The sequence below is a fragment of the Bradyrhizobium sp. 23AC genome (genome assembly GCF_054863025.1).
Window position 1 is genome coordinate 79,705 of the sequence record NZ_JAVAYN010000001.1, and the last position, 19,241, is coordinate 98,945.

The following is a 19,241-nucleotide window of genomic DNA, read 5'->3' on the forward strand; positions in this document are numbered from 1 at the left end:
CATGGAACATCCGAAATACAAGATCGCCCTCATCGTCGGTGCCGGCGAAGGCCTGAGCGCTTCGCTGGCGCGCTTGCTCGCTGCGCAAGGCATTCGCGTCGCGCTCGCGGCGCGCAAGATCGAGAAACTGGGCGCGCTCTGTAGCGAGACCGGCGCCAAGGCCTATGCCTGCAACGCCACCGAGCCCGATGAGGTCGAGCGGTTGTTTGGCCTGGTCGAGCGCGAGATCGGCACGCCCGACCTCGTCGTCTACAACGCCAGCGGCCGCACCCGCGGGCCGTTCGTCGACCTCGTTCCGGCCGACGTCGCCAACGCCATCGCGGTCAGCGCCTATGGCGGTTTTCTGGTGGCGCAGCAGGCGGCCAAGCGCATGCTGCCGAACAAGCATGGCGCGATCCTGTTCACCGGCGCCTCCGCCAGCGTCAAGGGCTACGCGCAGTCGGCCTCGTTCGCGATGGGCAAGTTCGCGCTGCGCGGCCTCGCACAGAGCCTGGCGCGTGAATTGTCGCCGCAAGGCATCCATGTCGCGCATTTCGTGATCGACGGCGGCATCCGCAGCGCGGCGCGGACGGAAGCCGAAGACAAGCCGGATTCGATGCTCGATCCCGACGCGATCGCGCAGAGCTATTGGAACGTGTTGCAGCAGCCACGCAGCGCCTGGAGCTGGGAGCTCGAGCTGCGTCCCTGGGTGGAGAAGTTCTGAGGCGAGATGCCGTAGGGTGGTTTAGCCGAAGGCGTAACCCACCTCTGTTGTCACCGCGCATTAGAGAAGGGGTGGATTACGCTTCGCTAATCCACCCTACTAGTCCAACTAGAGCAGGGAGGATCAATGACCACGGAAACCACCATCGACACCGGCACCAACGAGCTCCTCTGCGCCATCCGCGACCGTGTCGCTGTCATCACGCTGAACCGGCCGGAGGCGCGCAATTCGCTGTCGGATACGCTGACACCGGCGCTGCGCACGATGATCCGCAGCTGCGGCGAGAACCCCGGCGTCGGCGCGCTGCTGATCACCGGCGCGGGCGAAGCGTTCTGCGCCGGCGGCAACGTCAAGGGCATGGGCGCGCATCGCGACAAGGCAAAGCTCGAGATGCCGCTGGAAGATCGCATCGCCGATCTGCAGGAGCGGCAACGGCTGCTCACCGGCGCGCTGGTGTCGGTACGCAAGCCGACCATCGCCGCAATGCCCGGCCCCGCGGTCGGCGCCGGGCTCGCCATCGCCATGGCCTGCGATATCCGCATCGCCGCGCAATCGGCCTTCGTCGCCACCGGCTATGCCCGCATCGCGCTGAGCGGTGATTACGGCATCGCCTGGCTGTTGACGCGGCTCGTCGGCACAGCGCGGGCGCGCGAGCTGATGTTCACCGGCGACCGCGTCGATGCGGTGCGGGCCGAAGCGATCGGCCTCGTCAACCGCGTCGTGCCTGACGAGAAATTGCAGACAGAGGCCTTTACATTGGCCAAATCGCTCGCCGAAGGCCCGCGCCTCGCGCTGCGCTACATGAAGGACAATCTCGACGAAGCCGTGCTGTTCGACTTCGAAACCGCGCGCGACCACGAAGCCGAACGGCTGATCCGCCTGACCACGACCGCCGATCACAAGGAGGCGGTGCAGGCGTTCATCGAGAAGCGGAAAGCGGTGTTCACGGGGAAGTAATCGTCATTCCGGGGCGATGCGCAGCATCGAGCCCGGAATCCATCGAGCCGCAAAACACGCCGTGAAATGGATTCCGGGTTCGCGCTACGCGCGCCCCGGAATGACAGTGTGGAAACAGCTCACCCATCCAATAACAGCGAGAAAGCAAAAAAAGCCCGGCACTGGAAAACCAGGCCGGGCTTGCAGTTGTGTCAAACCGAGGCTGAGGGGCTTGCGGCCTGACGGGAAAGCGCGGCAAGGCGCCAGCTCGCGCAGGGGATATCCTTTGCCGCGACGCTGATCTCCTTGTCGAAGCGCACCAGCTTCCAGTCATCAGGGTGATTGACGAAAGCGAAACCGGATTTGCGCGCAAGCGAGATCATGGTCTCGTTGGAGCGCAGCGTTTCGCCAAAGATGTGCTCGGCGCCAAGCGCGGCCGCGCGGCATTCGAGATTCTTCAGAAGCGCTGTGGCGATGCCGTGGCCCTGCCAGCGATTTTGCACCGACAGGCCGAATTCGAGCGTGGCAGTTTCGGCGTGCAGCGCATAGCGCGCCTCGGCGACGATGGTCTCGAAGCCGTCGACCATCATGGTCGCGACCACGGTGAAACGTTCGCGCTCGCCGATCTGAAGGAAATCGTGCAGCAGTCCATTCGGCAACTCGCTGATCGCGCCGAAGAAGCGGTTGTAGCGGGAACGGGTCGAGAGCGAGCGGAAATAGTGCTGAAGCTCGTCGGTATCGCGCGGCTCAACGAAGCGTACGTTGAGCGCCTCACCTTGCCGGGTGCGCAGCGTGTCCGAAAATTGCTTCAGATCTTCCAGGCGAAGAGCGGTCATGACACATGCTCGGGGCAAAAAGGACCGCCGGCGTCCCTCTGATGAGGCGGCGCCGGCCTGGCGGCCAATCAGGCCCGCCAGAAGGGTTTGTCGGCCTCGTAGGCGATGTCGGACCAGGACAGCCCGACATCGTGGAGATCACGCGCGGTCCAGTGCGTGAGTTCGCGCCTGGTCCGGTAGCGCTCGTGCCAGACGTGAAGCGTCTCGCCGATCTGCTCGGTCAAACCCGGCGCATGATGATTTGTCATCGAATTGTCGGTCAAAGTAGACATTTTCAGCTCCTGGAGCTAAGTTGACCGCTAATATCTGCTTCCTGCTGCACCGCGACAAACGACAATTTGTACCTTTTAGCATGAAATAACGTCATGTATCCTACTGCCAAATGACTGCCAGATTGCCGTCCCTGAACGGATTGCGGGCGTTTGAGGCTGCCGCGCGCCATCTCAGCTTCACGCTGGCGGCGGCCGAACTGAACGTGACGCAGACCGCGATCAGCCATCAGATCCGAAGGCTCGAGGAGGAGCTCGGCATCCGCCTGTTCATCCGGCAGAACCGTGCGCTGGCCCTGACCCCGGAGGCGCGCGACTACCTCCCCGGCGTCCGCGCCGCCTTCAACGACCTCCGGCTTGCGACCGACCGGTTGCTGCGCAAGGACGACGACAAGGTGCTGACGGTCTCGACGCTGGCCTCGCTCGCCGCAAAATGGCTGTTGCCGCGGCTGACGGATTTCCAGGAGCAGCATCCCGGCATCGACGTTCGTATCACCACCTCGACCAGCTTCGTCGACTTCCAGCGCGACAATGTCGATGCCGCGATCCGCTACGGCCGCGGCCAGTGGCCGGGCCTGCGCGCCGACTGGCTGATGGCGGATGAGCTGTTTCCGGTATGCAGTCCGTCGCTATTGCGCGGCGACAAGCCACTGCGCCGGCCCGAAGACCTGGGAAACCATCCGCTGCTGCACACCTCAAGCGCCAACAGCGACGATTGGCGGCTATGGCTGACCGCGGCGGGCCTGCCGGCCGACATCGCGAGGCACCCCGGTATCACCTTCGACATGATCTTCATGACCATCCAGGCCGCGATCGACGGCATCGGCGTGGCGATGGGACGGACCTCCTACGTCCAGGACGACATCGCCAAGGGCCGCCTCGTGGTGCCCTTCAAGATCGCGCTGCCGGCCGACGCCGGCTTCTACCTGGTCGCGCCCGAGGGACGCCGCGAAGCGCCGAAGCTGACCGCATTCCGCCAATGGATGCTCGCTGCGACGCAAAATAAAGCCTGAAAAATCATCAGCTTCCTCCGCAAAACGGATTGACTCGGCCCGCCTCGCGCGGGAAGAGGCGTGGCAGATTGTCGCAGTCTCTGTCGCCTTGCCGTGGGATGATTTCCCGGTCCGGCCAGACCTTTCCAAGGGGAGCAACACCATGGCTGGACCAGCCGCATCGACCAATCCACCCGCGATCAACTCACGCATCGGCGCCATCCTGCGCGCCACGTCAGGCAATTTTCTCGAACAGTTCGACTTCTTCCTGTTCGGCTTCTATGCGGCCGCGATCGGCAAGGCGTTCTTCCCCTCCTCTGATGAGACCGCATCGCTGCTCAACACCTTCGGCGTGTTCTGGCTCGGCGCGTTGATGCGGCCGGTCGGCGCGATCGTGCTCGGCGCTTACATCGACCGCATCGGCCGCCGCCAGGGCCTGATCGTCACCCTCGCCATCATGGCCTTCGGCACCGTCGTCATCGCGTTCTGCCCGAGCTATGCGACCATCGGCATCGCCGCGCCCATTATCGTGCTGATCGGACGTTTGCTGCAGGGCTTCTCCGCCGGCGTCGAGCTCGGCGGCGTGTCGGTCTATCTCTCGGAGATCTCCACCCCGGGCAATCGCGGCTTCTACACCTCGTTCCAGTCGTCGAGCCAGCAGGTCGCGATCTTCGTCGCCTCGATCCTCGGTTACATCCTCTCGGAGGTGATGCCGGCCGACACTGTCGCCGCCTGGGGCTGGCGCATTCCCTTCTTCGTCGGCTGCCTGATCATTCCCCTGATCTTTGTCCTGCGGCGGACCCTGGAGGAGACGCCGGCCTTCCTCGCCATGAAGAAGCATCCGACGGCCAGCGAAGTGTTCGCCTCCGCGCTCGCCAACTGGCGCATCGTCATCCTCGGCATGATGATCGCGATCCTGACCACGACCACATTCTACTTCGTCACCGTCTACACGCCGACCTTCGGCAAGACGGTGCTGAAGCTATCGACGCAGGATGCGCTGCTGGTGACGTTGCTCGTCGCTGTCACCAACTTCTTCTGGAACCCGATCGGCGGCGCATTGTCCGACCGCATCGGCCGCAAGCCGGTGCTGCTCACCATCGCCGGCCTGTCGCTCGTCACCGCCTACCCGGCACTGCACTGGCTGGTGGCGGCGCCGAGTTTCGGCAAGCTGCTCGCGGTCGAGATGATGTTCTCGTTCTATTTCGGCGTCTACAGCGGCACCATGCTCGGCGCGCTGGTCGAGATCGTGCCGGCGGATGTGCGTACCACCTGCTTCTCGCTCGCCTTCGCGCTCGCCGCCGCCCTGTTCGGCACCTTCACGCCATTCGCCTCGACCTTGCTGATCGAGCATACCGGCGACAAGGCCTCGCCCGGCTTCTGGCTGATGCTCGCTGCACTGCTCGGCATCATCGCGGCCTCGACGGTGTACCGCGGCGGCGGCAAGACCGTGCCGACATATGATGCGGTGGCCGAGCCTGTGGCGGGGCGTTGATGGTCGCTTAGATCATCGCCGCCTCTCACCCTCCTCTGGAGGGGGAGGGTCGGCTCACATTGAGCGCAGCGACAATGTGAGACGGGGTGGGGTGAAGGTCCCTCCGCATCGAACGCTGCCCGTGGGGAGAGATCACCCACCACGCTCGCGCTCCGCGCGATCGACCCTCCCCCTCCAGGGGAGGGTGAAGAGATGAGGCTCAGAGCTCCACCACCACGTAGTCGCTCTCGACTTTCACCGGAATCGTCTCGGCCACATACGGCCCCTTCATCACGCTCGCGCCCGGCTCGACATGGGCCGGATAGGCCTTCACGCGGAAGCGGCGGGGATCGCAATAGGACTGGCCGGTGCGGATGTCGAACTCCCAACCGTGCCAGGGGCAGCGGATGATCTCGCCGAGCTTGGTGTATTCGATCTCGCCGGGCTCCTTCGACTGCGCGAGACCGATCAGCGGGCCCTCGCACAGCGCCGCGCCCTGATGCGGGCAACGGTTCATCAGGCCGAAATATTCACCCTTGATGTTGAAGACCGCGATCGGCCGCCCGTCGATCTCCAGAAATTTTCGCGTACCCGGCGGCAGTTCATCGACCGGCGCGATCACATGCCGCGCCATCAACCAATCCCGTACAGCGCGCGCGCATTGCCTAGATAGAACGCCTCGCGATTGACTTCGCTGACGCCCGCCGGCAAGACGCGGGAGGGCTCGTCATAGTCCCAATGCGGATAATCGGTGGCGAACAACAGGCGGTCCCAGCCGATCCAGTTGATGACGTCGAACAGATCCTCGCGCCGCTCCGGGTCCTCCATCGGCTGCGTGGTCCACCACACCTGCTCGCGAATATATTCCGACGGCGGCCGCTTCACATGCGGCACCTCGCTGCGCAGGCGCTGCCAGGTCTTGTCGAGCCGCCACGCCAGCGACGGCGCCCAGCCGAAGCCGGCTTCGATCATCACCATCTTCAGTTTCGGGAAGCGCTCGAACACGCCTTCCAAAACAAGACTGGCCAGCGCCGATTGCTGGCATTGCGAGTGACCCACCATCTCCTCGATATAATAGGACGGCCAGCCCGACGGCGTGATCGGATTGCCGCCGAAGCCGAAGGCGTGGACGCCGACGGGAAGGCCGGCTTCCTCTGCGGCCTGGTAGATCGGCCAGTAACGGCGCTGGCCGAGCGGCTCGACATTGCGGCTGAGCAGCAGCACCTGCACGAAGTTCTTGTCGCCGGCGCGCTCGCGGATTTCGGCGGCGGCCGACAGCCCGTCCTCATTGCCGACGACGATCGAGGCTTTGAGCCGCTTGTCCTTGCTGGTCCATTTGTCGATCTGCCAGTCGTTGATCGCCGAACACAAGGCGGCCGAGAGTTCGTGATTGCGGATGCCCTGCCCGGTGTTGAGCGGATTGAGCACACCCAGCTGCACGTTGTTGGGATCGAGCAGCTGCTTCTGCATGAAGGACAGCGAGGAGCCCTGCGGGCCGCCTTCGGGCGGATAGGCATCGCGGCGCGAGGCGTTGGGCTGGGCCTTCGGATAGGGCGGGCCCTCCATCATGCCCTGATAGGCATGGACGCCGTAGACTTCGAGATGATGCTGCCAGCGTTTGGCGAGATAGGGATAAAGCTCGGTGCGGGTGGCGCGTGCCGGATGGATGTCGCAGTCCGCGATCGCGGTTTTGACGGTCAGTGGCGAAGCGGCTTCTTGGCTCTCGCGGAATTGGATATTCATCGCCTTGCCTCCTTTGGCAGCGGGCTCATTTCAGGCGGGGATAGGTCGCATGTGGATTTTCGATCATGATCTTGCGCACGAGATCGGGGGTGAGACCTTCGGGCAGCGCGTCCTGGCCCTCGAACTGCCAGTGCGGATAGTCCGTGGAGAATAGGACCAATTCATCGGACTGCATATGATCAAACAGGCGAATTAATGTCGCCTCGTCTGGCGGCGCATCAAATGGCTGTAAGGAGAAGCGGATGTTGCTGCGCACAATATCCAGCGGCGCGCGATCAACCCAGGGCGTCTCCATCCGCACCCCGCGCCAGAACTTGTGCAGGCGCCAGAGATAGGGAGAGATCCAGGAGACGCCGGATTCCAGCATCACCATTTTCAGCCGCGGATATTTGGCGAACACGCCCTCGACGATCAGGCTGGTGAGCTGGGCCTGGAACGCCTGGGCCTGCCCGACATAGTCCTCGATGTGGTAGGAACCCCATCCCACGGCAGTGGGCGGATTGTGATAGGCGGAACCCGCGTGAATGCCGACGGGTAGTTCCAGCCGTTCAGCGGCTTCATAGATCGGCCACAGCGCGCGCTTGCCGAGCGGCGTGTCGCCCATCACAAGCATCAGCACCTGGACGAAGCGCTTGTCTTGCGCGCAGCGCTCGATTTCTGCCACGGCCTTCTCGACGCTTTGCGTCGGGATCACGATCGAGCCGCGCAGCCTCTTGTCGCGATCGAGCCACTCCTTCACCAGCCAGTCGTTCAGCGCGCGGCAGAATGCGGCCTGCAAATCTTCCGAAAACACCATCTGCACGCCGTAGAGCGGATTGCAGATGGCGTAGCTGACCTGAAACGGATCGAGCACATGGCGCTGCATGTCGTCGAGGCTCTCGCCCGGCTTGCCGCTCTCGGGGCGCCAATCAGGGCGCGCCACGATCGGCGAGTTCTGCGGGTAGGATTGCGAGACGAGGTCGACCATGCCGCGCGTCGTCACCTGATCGCGCCAATAGTCGTTCAGGTAGGGCAGCAGGCTGGTCAGATGCGGCACGGCCGGATGCACGTCGCAATCCACCCCGCCGGCGATCAGGGACGCCATGACGTCTCCCTTCTCACGTTTCCTCGCATGTCTCTTCTTATACCGCCATTCAAGCAGGCCTGCCCGTCGCCCGCAACTCGGCCAAGCGTCCTGTCATATGCTAGGAAGGCCGAGCTCGGTTGCGAACGGACAAGGGGTTAGGAATGAAAGAGCTCGTCGGCATTGCGGAACAGGTCGCAGCGAAGCTGATCGCGCGCAAACAGACCATCGCCGTGGCAGAATCCTCAACCGGCGGCCTAATCGCGGCCAGCCTGCTCGCGGTGCCCGGCGCGTCCGCCTATTTCCTCGGCGGCGCGGTCGTCTACACCCGCGATGCCAGGCGCGTGTTGATGGATATTTCGGACGAAGGAATGAAGAGCTTTCGCTCCTCGTCGGAGCCCTACGCGCAACTGCTGGCGGAGCAGATGCGAACGCGCTTCGACAGCGACTGGGGCCTGTCCGAGACCGGCGCAGCCGGCCCCACCGGCAACCGCTACGGCGACGCCGCCGGCCATAGCTGCATGGCGGTGAGCGGGCCTGTGACGGAGGTGATGACGCTGGAGACCGGCAACAACGACCGGTTCGGCAACATGCAAATGTTTGCTGCGACGGCGCTGAGGCTGTTGTTGAGGAAACTGGAGGGGGAGCTGCGCGGGTGAGTCGGGACAGCCTCACCACCACGTTGCTGTCATAGCCCGGCTCGACCGGGCGATCCAGTACTCCGAGACGGTTATGATTGAATCGACCGGCCGCGGCGTACTGGATGCCCCGCCTTCGCGGGGCATGACAGCGGAGAGTGAGGCGAGAGCTCACCGCCCCAAATGCCGCATGAAGATCCGCACCACATATCCCTGGAATCGCGGTGCTTCGTCGTAGAGATCTGACGCGATCCGCTCGATGGTCTCACGCAACGACAAGAACTGCGCCTGCCGTGCGCTGCTTTCGGTGCCCTGCATGCCCGCGAGCTCGTCCATGGCGGCGTCGCTGATCTGGCACTGCACGACCTCGTCGCCGCTCAGCATGGTGAAGCGAAAGGCCAGCCGTTCGAGGTCATGGCCAATGATCTTGTCGCGCGTCAGCGGCATCCAATTGTCCCGTCGCGCCCCCGAACGGGACAATGCTGAAAATCTGACGCCTTGTCACTATCCGCGCCGAAGGACGTGGCGGTCATCCGACGCCCATCAGCAGCGGTCCAGCTTCAGTAGACGAGCGCCGTGCCGGTCGGCCTGTCGAGCGCGGCGGCCAGCGACCGATACTCCTCGCAACCGGTCCCGCAGATGGAGGCAATCCGGCTCAAATGATAGAGCGCCTGCTCGCGATTACCCCGCTCGAGCTGCCACAGCCCGTAATATTGCCACGTCAGCACATGGTTTGGATCGGCCTTCAATGCGCGCTCATACCAGACCTGCGACTGCTCGTAGTCGCCGAGCTTGCGATAGGAGTAGCCGATGAGATTGGCGACGTTCGGATGGTCGTCATGGCCGAGCGACGTCAATTGCGCGATCGCGGCCGCATAGTCGTTGCGCTCGTAGATCGTGTCATAGGCCACGCGGTAGCCGGCCGCGAATGCAGGATCGCCGATGCTGGACTGATTGTTCGGCTTCTTGCCCTTCTGGGTTGCCTTGGCGCCCGGGCGCTTCGGATAGGTCGGCTGCGGCTTCTGATCCGAATAGGCGCCGGCGTACGGATCCGTGGAACTAGCGCCGCCCCCGCCTCCACCACCGCCGCCTCCGCCCGCGGCAAATGCCGGCGAGCACAATAGGGCTGCCGCGAACGCACCCAACACGACGCGCTTGATCATCGCTGCGATCATGTCTGCCTCCTCAGTGTTTCAAGCGGCCCCGGACCAATTGATAACCCTATCGCGGCGGCAATATTCCGGGACGCTGCGCTCACGGAGGCGTCAGCATGCGTACGACAGTTCCTGTGTCCTTTACTGAAAGGCGACCTCGGCAAAACTGCGCAGCTTTCGCGAATGCAACCGCTCCGATTCCTGCTGCTTGAGCCGTTCCAGCGCCTTCAGGCCGATCTCGAGATGCTGGCCGACACGGCGGCGGTAGAATTCGCTGGCCATGCCCGCGAGCTTGATCTCGCCATGCAGCGGCTTGTCGGAGACGCAGAGCAGCGTGCCGTAGGGAACGCGGAAGCGGTAGCCATTGGCGGCAATCGCGGCCGATTCCATGTCGAGCGCGACCGCGCGCGACTGCGACATGCGTCGGATCACCTCAGGCCCGGAGATCTCCCAATTGCGGTTGTCGACGCTCGCCACCGTCCCCGTGCGCATCAGCCGCTTGAGCTCGAAACCTTCGAGGCCGGTAACGTCCTCAACCGCCTCTTCGAGCGCGACCTGCATCTCGGCCAGCGCGGGGATCGGCACCCACAACGGCAGCTCGCGATCGAGCACGTGGTCTTCGCGCACATAGCCGTGCGCGAGTACGTAATCGCCGAGGCGCTGCGTGTTGCGCAGGCCCGCGCAGTGGCCGAGCATCAGCCAGGCATGCGGGCGCAGCACGGCGACATGGTCGGTGACGTTGCGCGCGTTGGACGGACCGGTGCCGATGTTGATCAGCGTGATGCCGCGATAGTCCGGCGTGACCAGGTGGAAGGCCGGCATCTGCGGCATGCGCGCGGGCGCAACGCCGCTGGTTGCGCCGCCGCTACGCGTGATGACGTTGCCCGGCGCGACGAAGGCTTCAAGACCAGCCTCACTCGACTGGAGCCGCTGCTGACAGAGCTGTGCGAAGGCGTCGACATAGAACTGGTAGTTGGTGAAAATGACAAAATTCTGGAAATGTTCGGGGTCGGTGCCGGTGTAGTGATAGAGCCGGCGCAGCGAGTAATCGACACGTGCGGCGCGGAACAGCGACAGCGGCTCGGGCGCGCCAGGCTGAAGCTCGAAGGTGCCGTCGGCGATCGAATCGTCCATGGTGGCAAGATCCGGCACGTCGAACGCGTCGCGCAGCGATCGCGCGACAGGGGAATTCTCGCTCGTGGTGATCGCAGCTTCGATGTTGATGTCGCGCCGATAGGCGAAGTGGATCGGGATCGGCTCGGCGGACTCGCCGATCTCGACGGGCACGCCGTGATTCTGGATCAGGAGGCCGATCTGCTCGACAAGGTAGCTCCAGAACAAATCCGGACGCGTCACGCTGGTTTCATGCACGCCGGGCCCGGCGACGAAGCCGTAGGCGAGACGCGAATCCAGCCGCGCATGCGTCGCGGTGGTGAGGCGGACGAAGGGATAATAGGCTCGCACCCGTGTCGTGATCGCTTCGCCGCCGACATAGGCCTCGAACCGGTCGCGCAGGAATTTTGTGTTGCGCTCGTAGATTTCTTCGAGCCGCGCGACCGCGAGGGAGGCGTCGGAGAAGGATTCGGTGGCGATGGAGGATGGAGATTGCATGGTCGACCGCCGAGGTTGATGGGCTTGAGTCGAACTATAGCAAAGAAGTCAGTGCCGTAGGGTGGGCAAAGCGGAGCGTGCCCACCAATATGCTCGTCGTGTAAAAGATGGTGGGCACGGCGCATCGCGCCTTTGCCCACCCTACGAGACCGCGCATCACGCGTACCGCTGTCATGCCCCGGCTTGACCGGGGCATCCAGTACGCCGCAGCCTCTCGGCTCAATCGCTGGCGTCTCTGGGATACTGGATCGCCCGGTCAAGCCGGACGATGACAGCGAGCTTGCCGCTCGAGATCCCGGATGCGCGCTAAGCGCGCTCCGGGATGACGCGCTTTCGCCCGTCACTTCTCCCGGAACGCTCGCATCAGCTGGTCGTGCAGCGGCTTCATCAGATAGGACAGCATGGTGCGGTCGCCGGTCTGGACGAAGGCTTCCACCGGCATGCCCGGGATCATCTTGACGTCGCCGAGACGGGCGATCTCCTCGGCCGGCATCGAGACGCGGATGGTGTAGTAGCTCTGGCCGGTGCGCTGGTCGGTGGTGACGTCGGGCGAGACGCGGCTGACGAGGCCGTTGAGCTCCGGCGTGGTGCGCTGATTGAAGGCGGAGAGGCGCAGCAACGTCTTCTGGCCGATCTGGAGCTTGTCGATGTCGACCGGATTGACCTTGGCCTCGACCTGGAGATCGTCGGCCTGCGGCACGATCAGCATGAGAGCGTCGCCGGCGGTGATGACGCCGCCGACCGTGTGCACCGTGGATTGCAGCACCATGCCGTCCTGCGGCGCGCGGATGTCGATACGGCGAAGCTGGTCTTCGGCGGCGACCTTGCGCTCGATCAGCTCGCCGATCTTGTCGTTGGTCTCGCGCAGATCCTTGGAGACCTCGCTCACCACGTCCTTGTCGACCTGGATGATCTGGAGCTCGGTCTCGGTGATCTTGCCCTTGGCCTGGGCGCGCGAAGCGATGTATTGCGCGCGTTCGCCGTTGAGACGGGCCGAGTCGCGTTCGAGCTGGGTCAGGCGCGAGATCTGCACCAGACGCTTGTCGTAGAGCTCGCGCACGCCGGTGAGCTCGTTCTGCACCAGCGCGATCTCCTGATCCTTGGCCTTCTCCTGGGCGCTGAGACCCGCGATCTCCTCGTTGAGCTGCGTGATGCGCTCGCGAAGCTGGGCCTTCTGTCCGGTGCGGCCGTTGACGCGGACGTCGAACAGCTTGGTTTCGGCGGAGAGCAGCAGCTTGACGTCGGGATCGCTGGCGCGCTCGATCAGGGCTTGCGGAAATTCGATCCTGTCGACCCCGCGCTGCTCGGCCTGCAAGCGCGCCGCACGCGCCTGCGCGGCGTCGAGATTCTTGGTGACGATGGCAAGGTTGGCCTTGGTGACGGTGTCGTCGAGCCGCACCACGATGTCGCCGGCCTTGACCAGGTCGCCGTCGCGGGCGCGCACCTCGCCGACCACGCCGCCGGTCGGATGCTGCACCTTCTTGACGTTGGATTCGACCACGATCTGGCCCGGCGCGATCAGCGCGCCCGAGATCAGCACGGTCGAGGCCCAGCCGCCGAGACCGACGACAAGCACCAGCACGATCACGAAGCCGAGGATCAGGTGAAACTTGATGGATTCGCGCACGGTCTTGTTCGCGGCAGGCTTCGGGCCGCCAATGGCCATCGTGCTCATGGCTTTGTGCTCATGGTTTGGCCACTCCACCTTCGCTGACGATCTTGATCGGGGCCGGCGGCGTCACGCGCGGCTGCAGCACCTGGGCGAGCACCTGCTCCTTGGGGCCGAACGCCTGCATGCGGCCGTCACGCAGCACCAGGACCTGGTCGACCGCCTCGACGCCGATCGGGCGGTGCGCGACCACGACGACAATGGCGCCGCGCTCGCGGGCGGCGCGGACGGCGCGGGTCAGCGCCTCGTCGCCTTCGGTGTCGAGATTGGAGTTGGGCTCGTCGAGCACGATCAGGAAGGGGTTGCCATAGAGCGCGCGCGCCAGCGCCACGCGCTGCGCCTGGCCGGCGGAAAGCGCCGTGCCCTGCTCGCCCACCTGGGTGTTGTAGCCCTCGCGCATCTTGATGATCATCTCGTGCACGCCGGCTTCTTTCGCAGCCGCGATGATGCCCTCGGACGTCGCCTCGGGATCGAACCGGCTGATGTTCTGGGCGATGGTACCGCCGAACAATTCGACGTCCTGCGGCAGATAGCCGATGTGCCGGCCAAGCATGTCGGACGACCATTGATCGAGCGCCGCGCCGTCGAGCCGCACCTTGCCGCGCACAGGCTGCCAGACCCCGACCAGCGCGCGGATCAGCGACGATTTGCCGGAGCCGCTCGGGCCGATCACGCCGAGGCCGTTGCCCGCGGCGAGCGCGAAGGTGATGTCCTGCGCGATGAGGCGCTGGTCGCCGGGCGGCACCATGGCGACGCCTTCGACCGAGAGCCGGCTGGTGGGCGCCTGCAGCTGGGTCGGCATGGTCTGCGCCGGCATCTGCTCCAGCAGGCGCGTGAGGCGGTGCCAGCTCTGGCGCGCCGCGACGAAGGATTTCCAGTGCGCAATAGCGAGATCGACCGGCGCAAGCGCGCGGGCGGACAGGATCGAGCCGGCGATGATGATGCCGGCGGTCGCCTCCTGGTGGATGACGAGATAGGCGCCGACCGCCAGCACGGCCGATTGCAGCATCATGCGCAGCACCTTTGCGACCGCACCGAGACCGCCAGCGACGTCGCTCGCGCGCTGATTGCCGGCGAGATATTTTTCGTTGGTCTCGCTCCAGCGCTGGTTCATCCGGCCGGCCATGCCCATCGCCACCATGACTTCGGCATTGCGGCGGCTGGCCTGGGCGAGATCGTTGCGCTGGGCGGCAAGCCCCATCGCCTCGCGCGCCGGCTGGCGGGACATGAACTCGGTGACCAGCGTCAGCCCGACCAGGATGATGGCGCCGACCAGCGCGGTGACGCCGATCATGACGTGGAAGGCGAAGCAGATGGCGAGATAGAGCGGCAGCCAGGGCAGGTCGAAGAACGCGCTTGGGCCCATGCCGCCGAGGAAAGAGCGGACGTTGTCGAGATCACGCAGCGGCTGGAGGCCTTCATTACGGCTGCCGACCAGCAGCGGCAGGCGCACGATGGTGTCGAACACGCGCTTGTTGAGGGCTTCATCGAGCGCGGTGCCGATCCGTCCCAGGATCCGGTTGCGGATCATATCGAGCACGCCCTGCGCCATGTAGAGGAAGCTGGCGAGGATGATCAGTCCGACCAGGGTCGGGACGCTGCGGCTCGGCAGCACCCGGTCGTAAACCTCCAGCATGAAGATCGACCCGGTCAGATAGAGCAGGTTGATCATGCAGCTCATGAAGCCGACGCCGATGAACGCCGTGCGACAAGCGCGCAAAGCGTCACCGAGCTCTGAACGGCGGACGCCAGGACCGGCTGCCATCAGTCTGATCTCTTTCAGGTGGGGGCCAAGGCCCCTGATTTCACGGGCAATTCAGGGTACTCGCCCCGGATTAACATCATGTTCGCCCTGCGTCCAACGCAGCCGGGTTCATCCAAAACCCTGATGGCCCACATCTACCCCTGATGGCCCCGCACGCAAGTCCGGTATTTCACAGTCTTTGCGGCTTTTTGGTGCGTGGCCGCCGCCCCTCCCCAGTTCTGGAGAGGCGGCTAGTTCCGATCGATCGAACCGGGCGGCTGCTAGAACCGGCCGCCGCCCCGCACCAGCCGCACCACCAGCAGCAGGATGACCGCGCCGATGGCGGAATAGACGATCTCGGATACCAGGCCCGTGCCGATGCGAATGCCGAGCTTCGGAAACAGGAAGCTCGCCACCAGCGCGCCGGCGATGCCGACCACGATGTCGCCGATGATCCCGAACCCCGTTCCGCGCACCACCTTGCCGGCGAGCCAGCCGGCCACCAGGCCGACGAACAGGATGACGAGCAGGCCTTCGTTTGAAATGTACATAAGTCTGGTCCCTCTGCATGAACGGCCGCATGGAACGGGAACCGGGATGAATGGCGTCTGAATGCTAGTCGCTTCACCCGGCTCCGACAAAAATGTCGAAAACAACCCCATGCAAAGTAGAACGGCTTCTGCCTGCAGTCGCCGGCGAACTGTGACAACTCGGTGTTGCCGTGGAGGAATTTCAAAGGAAGGAGCGCTGCTGCAGCGCCGTTCAAATATTATGACAGCGCCGCCTGCTCCGCCAGCACACATCGCGCCGCCCGGCCCGGCCCGACCGCCACATTGGCAGGCAATTGCTCCAGGCAACGGGGCTGCGCCACGGCGCAGCGCGGGGCGAAGGAGCAGTTGTGGGGTTTCTCGGCCAGTGAGGGCGGCGTGCCGGGGATGGTTTCGAGGCGGGCGCCACGCTTGGCGCCGTGAATAGTCGAGGCGAGCAGGCCCTTGGCATAGGGATGCACCGGGCTGCGGACGATGTCGCGAAGCGTGCCCTGCTCCACGATCTGACCGGCATACATCACCGCGACACGGTCGCAGATCTCGATGGCGACGCCGATGTCGTGGGTGACGAAGATGACGGACATGCCGAACTCGCGCTGCAGCTCGCGCAGCAAGAGCAGGATCTGGATCTGCACGGTGGCATCGAGCGCGGTGGTCGGCTCGTCCGCCAGCAGGATTTTTGGACGGCAGGCCAGCGCCAGCGCGATCATGGCACGCTGGCGCATGCCGCCGGACATCTCGTGCGGATAGGCGTCGAGCCGGCGTTTTGCGGAGGGAATGCGCACGACCTCGAGCATTTCGAGTGCGCGTGCCCTGCCCTCAGCGTAACTTTTGCCCTCGTGGCGCACGACGCTTTCGGCGATCTGCGCCCCGATGGTGTAGACCGGATCCAGTGCCAATGCCGGCTCCTGGAAGATCATCGACACGGTCTGGCCGCGGAACGACGACAGCTCCTCGTCGTTCATGGCGAGCACGTCGCGGCCCATGACGTTGACGCTGCCCGATATCTGCGTGCGCTTCTTCGGCAGCAGCCGCATCAGCGCACGCAGCGTCACGCTCTTGCCCGAACCGGACTCGCCGAGCAGGCCCAGCACCTCGCTGTTGCCCAGCGAGAGACTGAGATCGTTCACGGCATAAACCGTGCGCTCCCCGGTGAAGCGGATGTTGAGGCCTGAAATCTCGACGAGCTTTGTCATGACGGCAGTTTCGGCAATCGATCGTGATAGTCGGTGACGCGCTGGAAGGCGGCGCCGATGGTGAGCAGGGTCGCTTCGTCGAAGGAGCGGCCGATCAGCTGCATGCCGACCGGCAGGCCGCTTTTGGTGAAGCCGGAGGGCACGGTGAGCGACGGCAGGCCGAGGAAGTTCACCGGGCGGGTGAACAGCGTCAGCCGCTGCACCATGGCCGGTGCGTTCGGGCCGCCGCCGACATCGCTCTCCTCGATCGTCGGCGCCGGCACTGGCGAGGCCGGTGCGATCACCGCATCGACGCCAGCAGTGGCCGCATGGTGCGCAGCGAGTGCGGGACCACGCCAGCGCATTGCCTCGAGATAAGTGATGGCGGGAACGGCGAGTCCGTTCTGAAGCCGCATCAGGACTTGCGGGCCATAATCCTGCGGACGCTCGATCATCCAGCGCTTGTGGAAGGCGGCAGCTTCGGCGGCAAGCACGAGCTGGCTCGCCGAGGACAATTGCCGCTGGTCCGGCAGCTCGACCGTGACGATGTCGGCGCCCTCGCGCTTGAGCACGGCGATGGTCTCGTCCAGCACGCGCGCGACCTCGCTGTCGAGATCGTCGACATAGAACGAGGTGGGCACGCCGATCTTGAGGCCTTTCAACGAGCCCTTGGTCGCGCCGACATAGTCCGACAGCGGCTCGTGGCTGCAGGTCGAATCCAAGGGGTCAGCGCCAGCCATCAGCGCCAGCAGCAATGCGCAATCCTCGGCGGTGCGGGCAAGCGGGCCAACGGTGTCGAGCGACTGCGACAACGGCATCGCGCCGGCCCGGCTGACGCGACCGACGGTGGTCTTCAACCCCGTGACGCCGCAGAAATGCGCGGGCATCCGGATCGAGCCGCCGGTGTCGGAACCGAGCGCCGCATAGGTCAGCCGCGCGGCCACCGCCGAACCGGAGCCCGACGAGGAGCCGCCGGTGATGTGCGCGACATTCCAGGGATTGCGCACCGGGCCGTAATGGGCGTTGTGCCCGGTCGGACCGTAGGCGAACTCAGCGAGGTGCAACGTGCCGAGTCGGACCTGGCCGGCGTCCTTCAACCGCTGCAACGCCGTGGAGGTCACGGTCGGCACGAAGTCGCGGCGGATCAGCGAGCCGCAGGTCGCGACGTGGCCGGAATCGTAGTACATGTCCTTGTGCGCGAGCGGCACGCCGTGCAGCGGACCACGGACATTGCCCTTGGCGAGCTCGGCATCGGCGGCCTCGGCCGCCTTCAGTGCAGCCTCCCCCTCGACCGACATGAAGGCGTTGAGATGCGGCTGCCATTGCGCAATGCGGTGCAACAACGCGCGCGTCACCTCATGCGAGGACACCTGCTTCATCGCGATCGCGCGCGCGATCTCGGTGAGCGTCATCAATGCAGGCTCAGTGCTCATTTCGACACCTTCTGCGTCTGCGCGATCGGATAGAGCGCGGGCTCGAGGTCGAACGGCAGCGTGCCGGCGATGGCCGCGAAGCCTTCGAAGGCAGGCCCGATGGAATTGGAGATGCGCGTCGCGATCTCGTCGTCCACGGGGACGCCGGCAACCAGCGCAATCGGCTTGATCTCTTTCGGTGTCGGTCTCGTCATGCGGTCTTCTCCCTGGGCGCGCGGCTGTGGCCTGAACCCGGTATCGCCATATAGCACGCGGCCTCGTGGCCCATATTATCCAGCGCGGTGAGCTTTGGTGTCGCATTTGCGCAGAGCGGCTCCGCAAACGGGCAACGGGTGTGGAAGCGGCAGCCCGGGGGCGGGTCGATCGGGTTGGGCGGATCGCCGGTGATTGGCGGTTGCTCGGTGCGCTTGTCGGGGTCGGACGACGGCATCGCCGCAAGGAGCGCGCGCGTGTAGGGATGCGCAGGACCATCCCAGACCTGGTCGACCGGGCCGAGCTCGACGACTTCGCCAAGATACATCACCAGCACGCGATCGCTGATGTAGCGCACGACGTTGAGGTCATGGCTGATGAAGAGATAGGTCAGCCCGAACTCGCGCTTGAGATCGGCGAGCAGGTTGAGCACCTGCGCCTCGACGGATTTGTCGAGCGCGGAGACGGCTTCATCAAGGATTACCAGCCGCGGCGACAGGGCCAGCGCGCGTGCGATGTTGACGCGCTGGCGCTGGCCGCCGGAGATCTCGTGCGGATAGCGGTTGGCGAAGTTCTCCGGGCGCAAGCCGACCTTGCCGAGCAGCTCGCGCGCCAATGCGCGTGCCGCGCCATCGCCCATGCCGTGCACCTTGGGGCCGAAGGCGATCGATTCCTCGATCGTCAGGCGCGGGTTGAGGGAAGCATAGGAATCCTGGAACACCATCTGCATGCCGCGGCGCAATTCGCGCAAGCTCAGCGACTGGCCGACGGTCATGCCGTCATAGATGATGTCGCCGGTGTCGCGCGGCATCAGATGCATCAAGAGCCGCGCGGTGGTGGACTTGCCGCAGCCGGATTCGCCGACGATGCCGACGGTCTCGCCCTTGGCGACGGCGAAGGAGACGTTGTCGACGGCGCGCACGGTGCGCTTTGCGGCGAACAGGCCGCCGCGAACAGGGAAGTGTTTGGTCAGCCCGTTGACCTGCAGCAGCGGCTGCGCGACACCGCCGCGGTCCTCGACCGGCTCCAGCATTTCAACGGATGTGTTGCTCTCGCTCATG

The 19,241-nt window shown here is 64.8% G+C and carries 20 protein-coding genes; 5 read left to right on the forward strand and 15 right to left on the reverse strand.

Going from position 1 to position 19,241, the window contains the following annotated elements; genetic code table 11:
• Position 1 precedes the first annotated feature (1 nt).
• The gene (locus RAD10_RS00395; RefSeq protein WP_018321377.1) at positions 2-703 is read left to right on the forward strand and encodes an SDR family oxidoreductase; all 702 of its coding nucleotides are present in this window, start codon (positions 2-4) and stop codon (positions 701-703) included.
• Positions 704-829: 126 nt separating this feature from the next.
• A complete protein-coding gene (locus tag RAD10_RS00400; protein WP_461615879.1) occupies positions 830-1,660 on the forward strand; it encodes an enoyl-CoA hydratase in 831 nt (276 codons plus the stop codon).
• A 191-nt stretch (positions 1,661-1,851) separates the two neighbouring features.
• Here RAD10_RS00400 and RAD10_RS00405 read toward each other — a convergent pair whose 3' ends face one another.
• On the reverse strand, positions 1,852-2,475 hold the full coding sequence (locus tag RAD10_RS00405; RefSeq protein WP_461615880.1) for a GNAT family N-acetyltransferase: 624 nt from the start codon (positions 2,473-2,475) through the stop codon (positions 1,852-1,854).
• A 68-nt stretch (positions 2,476-2,543) separates the two neighbouring features.
• The gene (locus RAD10_RS00410; RefSeq protein WP_461615881.1) at positions 2,544-2,747 is read right to left on the reverse strand and encodes a DUF1127 domain-containing protein; all 204 of its coding nucleotides are present in this window, start codon (positions 2,745-2,747) and stop codon (positions 2,544-2,546) included.
• Positions 2,748-2,857: 110 nt separating this feature from the next.
• Between RAD10_RS00410 and RAD10_RS00415 the strand changes: the two genes are divergently transcribed.
• Together RAD10_RS00415 and tcuC are read left to right on the forward strand one after the other, a co-directional pair.
• Positions 2,858-3,757 carry a transcriptional regulator GcvA gene (locus tag RAD10_RS00415; RefSeq protein ID WP_104464193.1) on the forward strand — a complete coding sequence of 300 codons (900 nt, stop codon included), beginning with the start codon at positions 2,858-2,860 and terminating at the stop codon, positions 3,755-3,757.
• A gap of 142 nt (positions 3,758-3,899) precedes the next feature.
• Entirely contained in the window at positions 3,900-5,231 is a 1,332-nt protein-coding gene (gene tcuC / locus RAD10_RS00420) for a tricarballylate/proton symporter TcuC (protein ID WP_461615882.1), read from the forward strand.
• Positions 5,232-5,430: 199 nt separating this feature from the next.
• Here the strand turns inward: tcuC and RAD10_RS00425 are convergent, their stop codons facing one another.
• From RAD10_RS00425 to RAD10_RS00435, 3 genes are read right to left on the reverse strand one after another with little or no spacing between them, the layout of a single operon-like run.
• Complete coding sequence (locus RAD10_RS00425) at positions 5,431-5,844, reverse strand: Rieske (2Fe-2S) protein (RefSeq protein WP_461615883.1); 414 nt, start codon at positions 5,842-5,844, stop codon at positions 5,431-5,433.
• A complete protein-coding gene (locus tag RAD10_RS00430) occupies positions 5,844-6,953 on the reverse strand; it encodes an amidohydrolase family protein (protein ID WP_461615884.1) in 1,110 nt (369 codons plus the stop codon). Before RAD10_RS00430 ends, RAD10_RS00425 begins: the two co-directional genes overlap by 1 nt.
• A 25-nt stretch (positions 6,954-6,978) precedes the next feature.
• A complete protein-coding gene (locus RAD10_RS00435; protein WP_461615885.1) occupies positions 6,979-8,037 on the reverse strand; it encodes an amidohydrolase family protein in 1,059 nt (352 codons plus the stop codon).
• Between the two features lie 143 nt (positions 8,038-8,180).
• Between RAD10_RS00435 and RAD10_RS00440 the strand changes: the two genes are divergently transcribed.
• Complete coding sequence (locus RAD10_RS00440; RefSeq protein ID WP_461615886.1) at positions 8,181-8,675, forward strand: CinA family protein; 495 nt, start codon at positions 8,181-8,183, stop codon at positions 8,673-8,675.
• A gap of 150 nt (positions 8,676-8,825) precedes the next feature.
• Here the strand turns inward: RAD10_RS00440 and RAD10_RS00445 are convergent, their stop codons facing one another.
• From RAD10_RS00445 to RAD10_RS00490, 10 genes are all read right to left on the reverse strand, one after another.
• On the reverse strand, positions 8,826-9,101 hold the full coding sequence (locus RAD10_RS00445) for a DUF1488 family protein (RefSeq protein ID WP_020508771.1): 276 nt from the start codon (positions 9,099-9,101) through the stop codon (positions 8,826-8,828).
• A gap of 113 nt (positions 9,102-9,214) precedes the next feature.
• Positions 9,215-9,829 (reverse strand): tetratricopeptide repeat protein, encoded by a 615-nt coding sequence (locus RAD10_RS00450; protein WP_461615887.1) that lies wholly within the window; start codon positions 9,827-9,829, stop codon positions 9,215-9,217.
• 120 nt (positions 9,830-9,949) lie between these two features.
• Positions 9,950-11,419, reverse strand: coding sequence for an AMP nucleosidase (locus RAD10_RS00455; RefSeq protein ID WP_461615888.1), 1,470 nt, complete (start codon positions 11,417-11,419; stop codon positions 9,950-9,952).
• A 340-nt stretch (positions 11,420-11,759) separates the two neighbouring features.
• On the reverse strand, positions 11,760-13,094 hold the full coding sequence (locus RAD10_RS00460; RefSeq protein WP_104465049.1) for an HlyD family type I secretion periplasmic adaptor subunit: 1,335 nt from the start codon (positions 13,092-13,094) through the stop codon (positions 11,760-11,762).
• A gap of 10 nt (positions 13,095-13,104) precedes the next feature.
• Complete coding sequence (locus RAD10_RS00465; protein WP_461615889.1) at positions 13,105-14,853, reverse strand: type I secretion system permease/ATPase; 1,749 nt, start codon at positions 14,851-14,853, stop codon at positions 13,105-13,107.
• A 260-nt stretch (positions 14,854-15,113) separates the two neighbouring features.
• Entirely contained in the window at positions 15,114-15,383 is a 270-nt protein-coding gene (locus RAD10_RS00470) for a GlsB/YeaQ/YmgE family stress response membrane protein (RefSeq protein ID WP_275193776.1), read from the reverse strand.
• A 218-nt stretch (positions 15,384-15,601) separates the two neighbouring features.
• The gene (locus RAD10_RS00475) at positions 15,602-16,576 is read right to left on the reverse strand and encodes an ABC transporter ATP-binding protein (RefSeq protein WP_461615890.1); all 975 of its coding nucleotides are present in this window, start codon (positions 16,574-16,576) and stop codon (positions 15,602-15,604) included.
• The gene (locus RAD10_RS00480) at positions 16,573-17,988 is read right to left on the reverse strand and encodes an amidase (protein WP_461615891.1); all 1,416 of its coding nucleotides are present in this window, start codon (positions 17,986-17,988) and stop codon (positions 16,573-16,575) included. Before RAD10_RS00480 ends, RAD10_RS00475 begins: the two co-directional genes overlap by 4 nt.
• Positions 17,985-18,182 (reverse strand): hypothetical protein, encoded by a 198-nt coding sequence (locus tag RAD10_RS00485; RefSeq protein ID WP_028140661.1) that lies wholly within the window; start codon positions 18,180-18,182, stop codon positions 17,985-17,987. Before RAD10_RS00485 ends, RAD10_RS00480 begins: the two co-directional genes overlap by 4 nt.
• Positions 18,179-19,240, reverse strand: a complete 1,062-nt coding sequence (locus tag RAD10_RS00490; RefSeq protein ID WP_461615892.1) for an ABC transporter ATP-binding protein — start codon at positions 19,238-19,240, stop codon at positions 18,179-18,181. Before RAD10_RS00490 ends, RAD10_RS00485 begins: the two co-directional genes overlap by 4 nt.
• Between the last annotated feature and the right edge of the window lies 1 nt (position 19,241).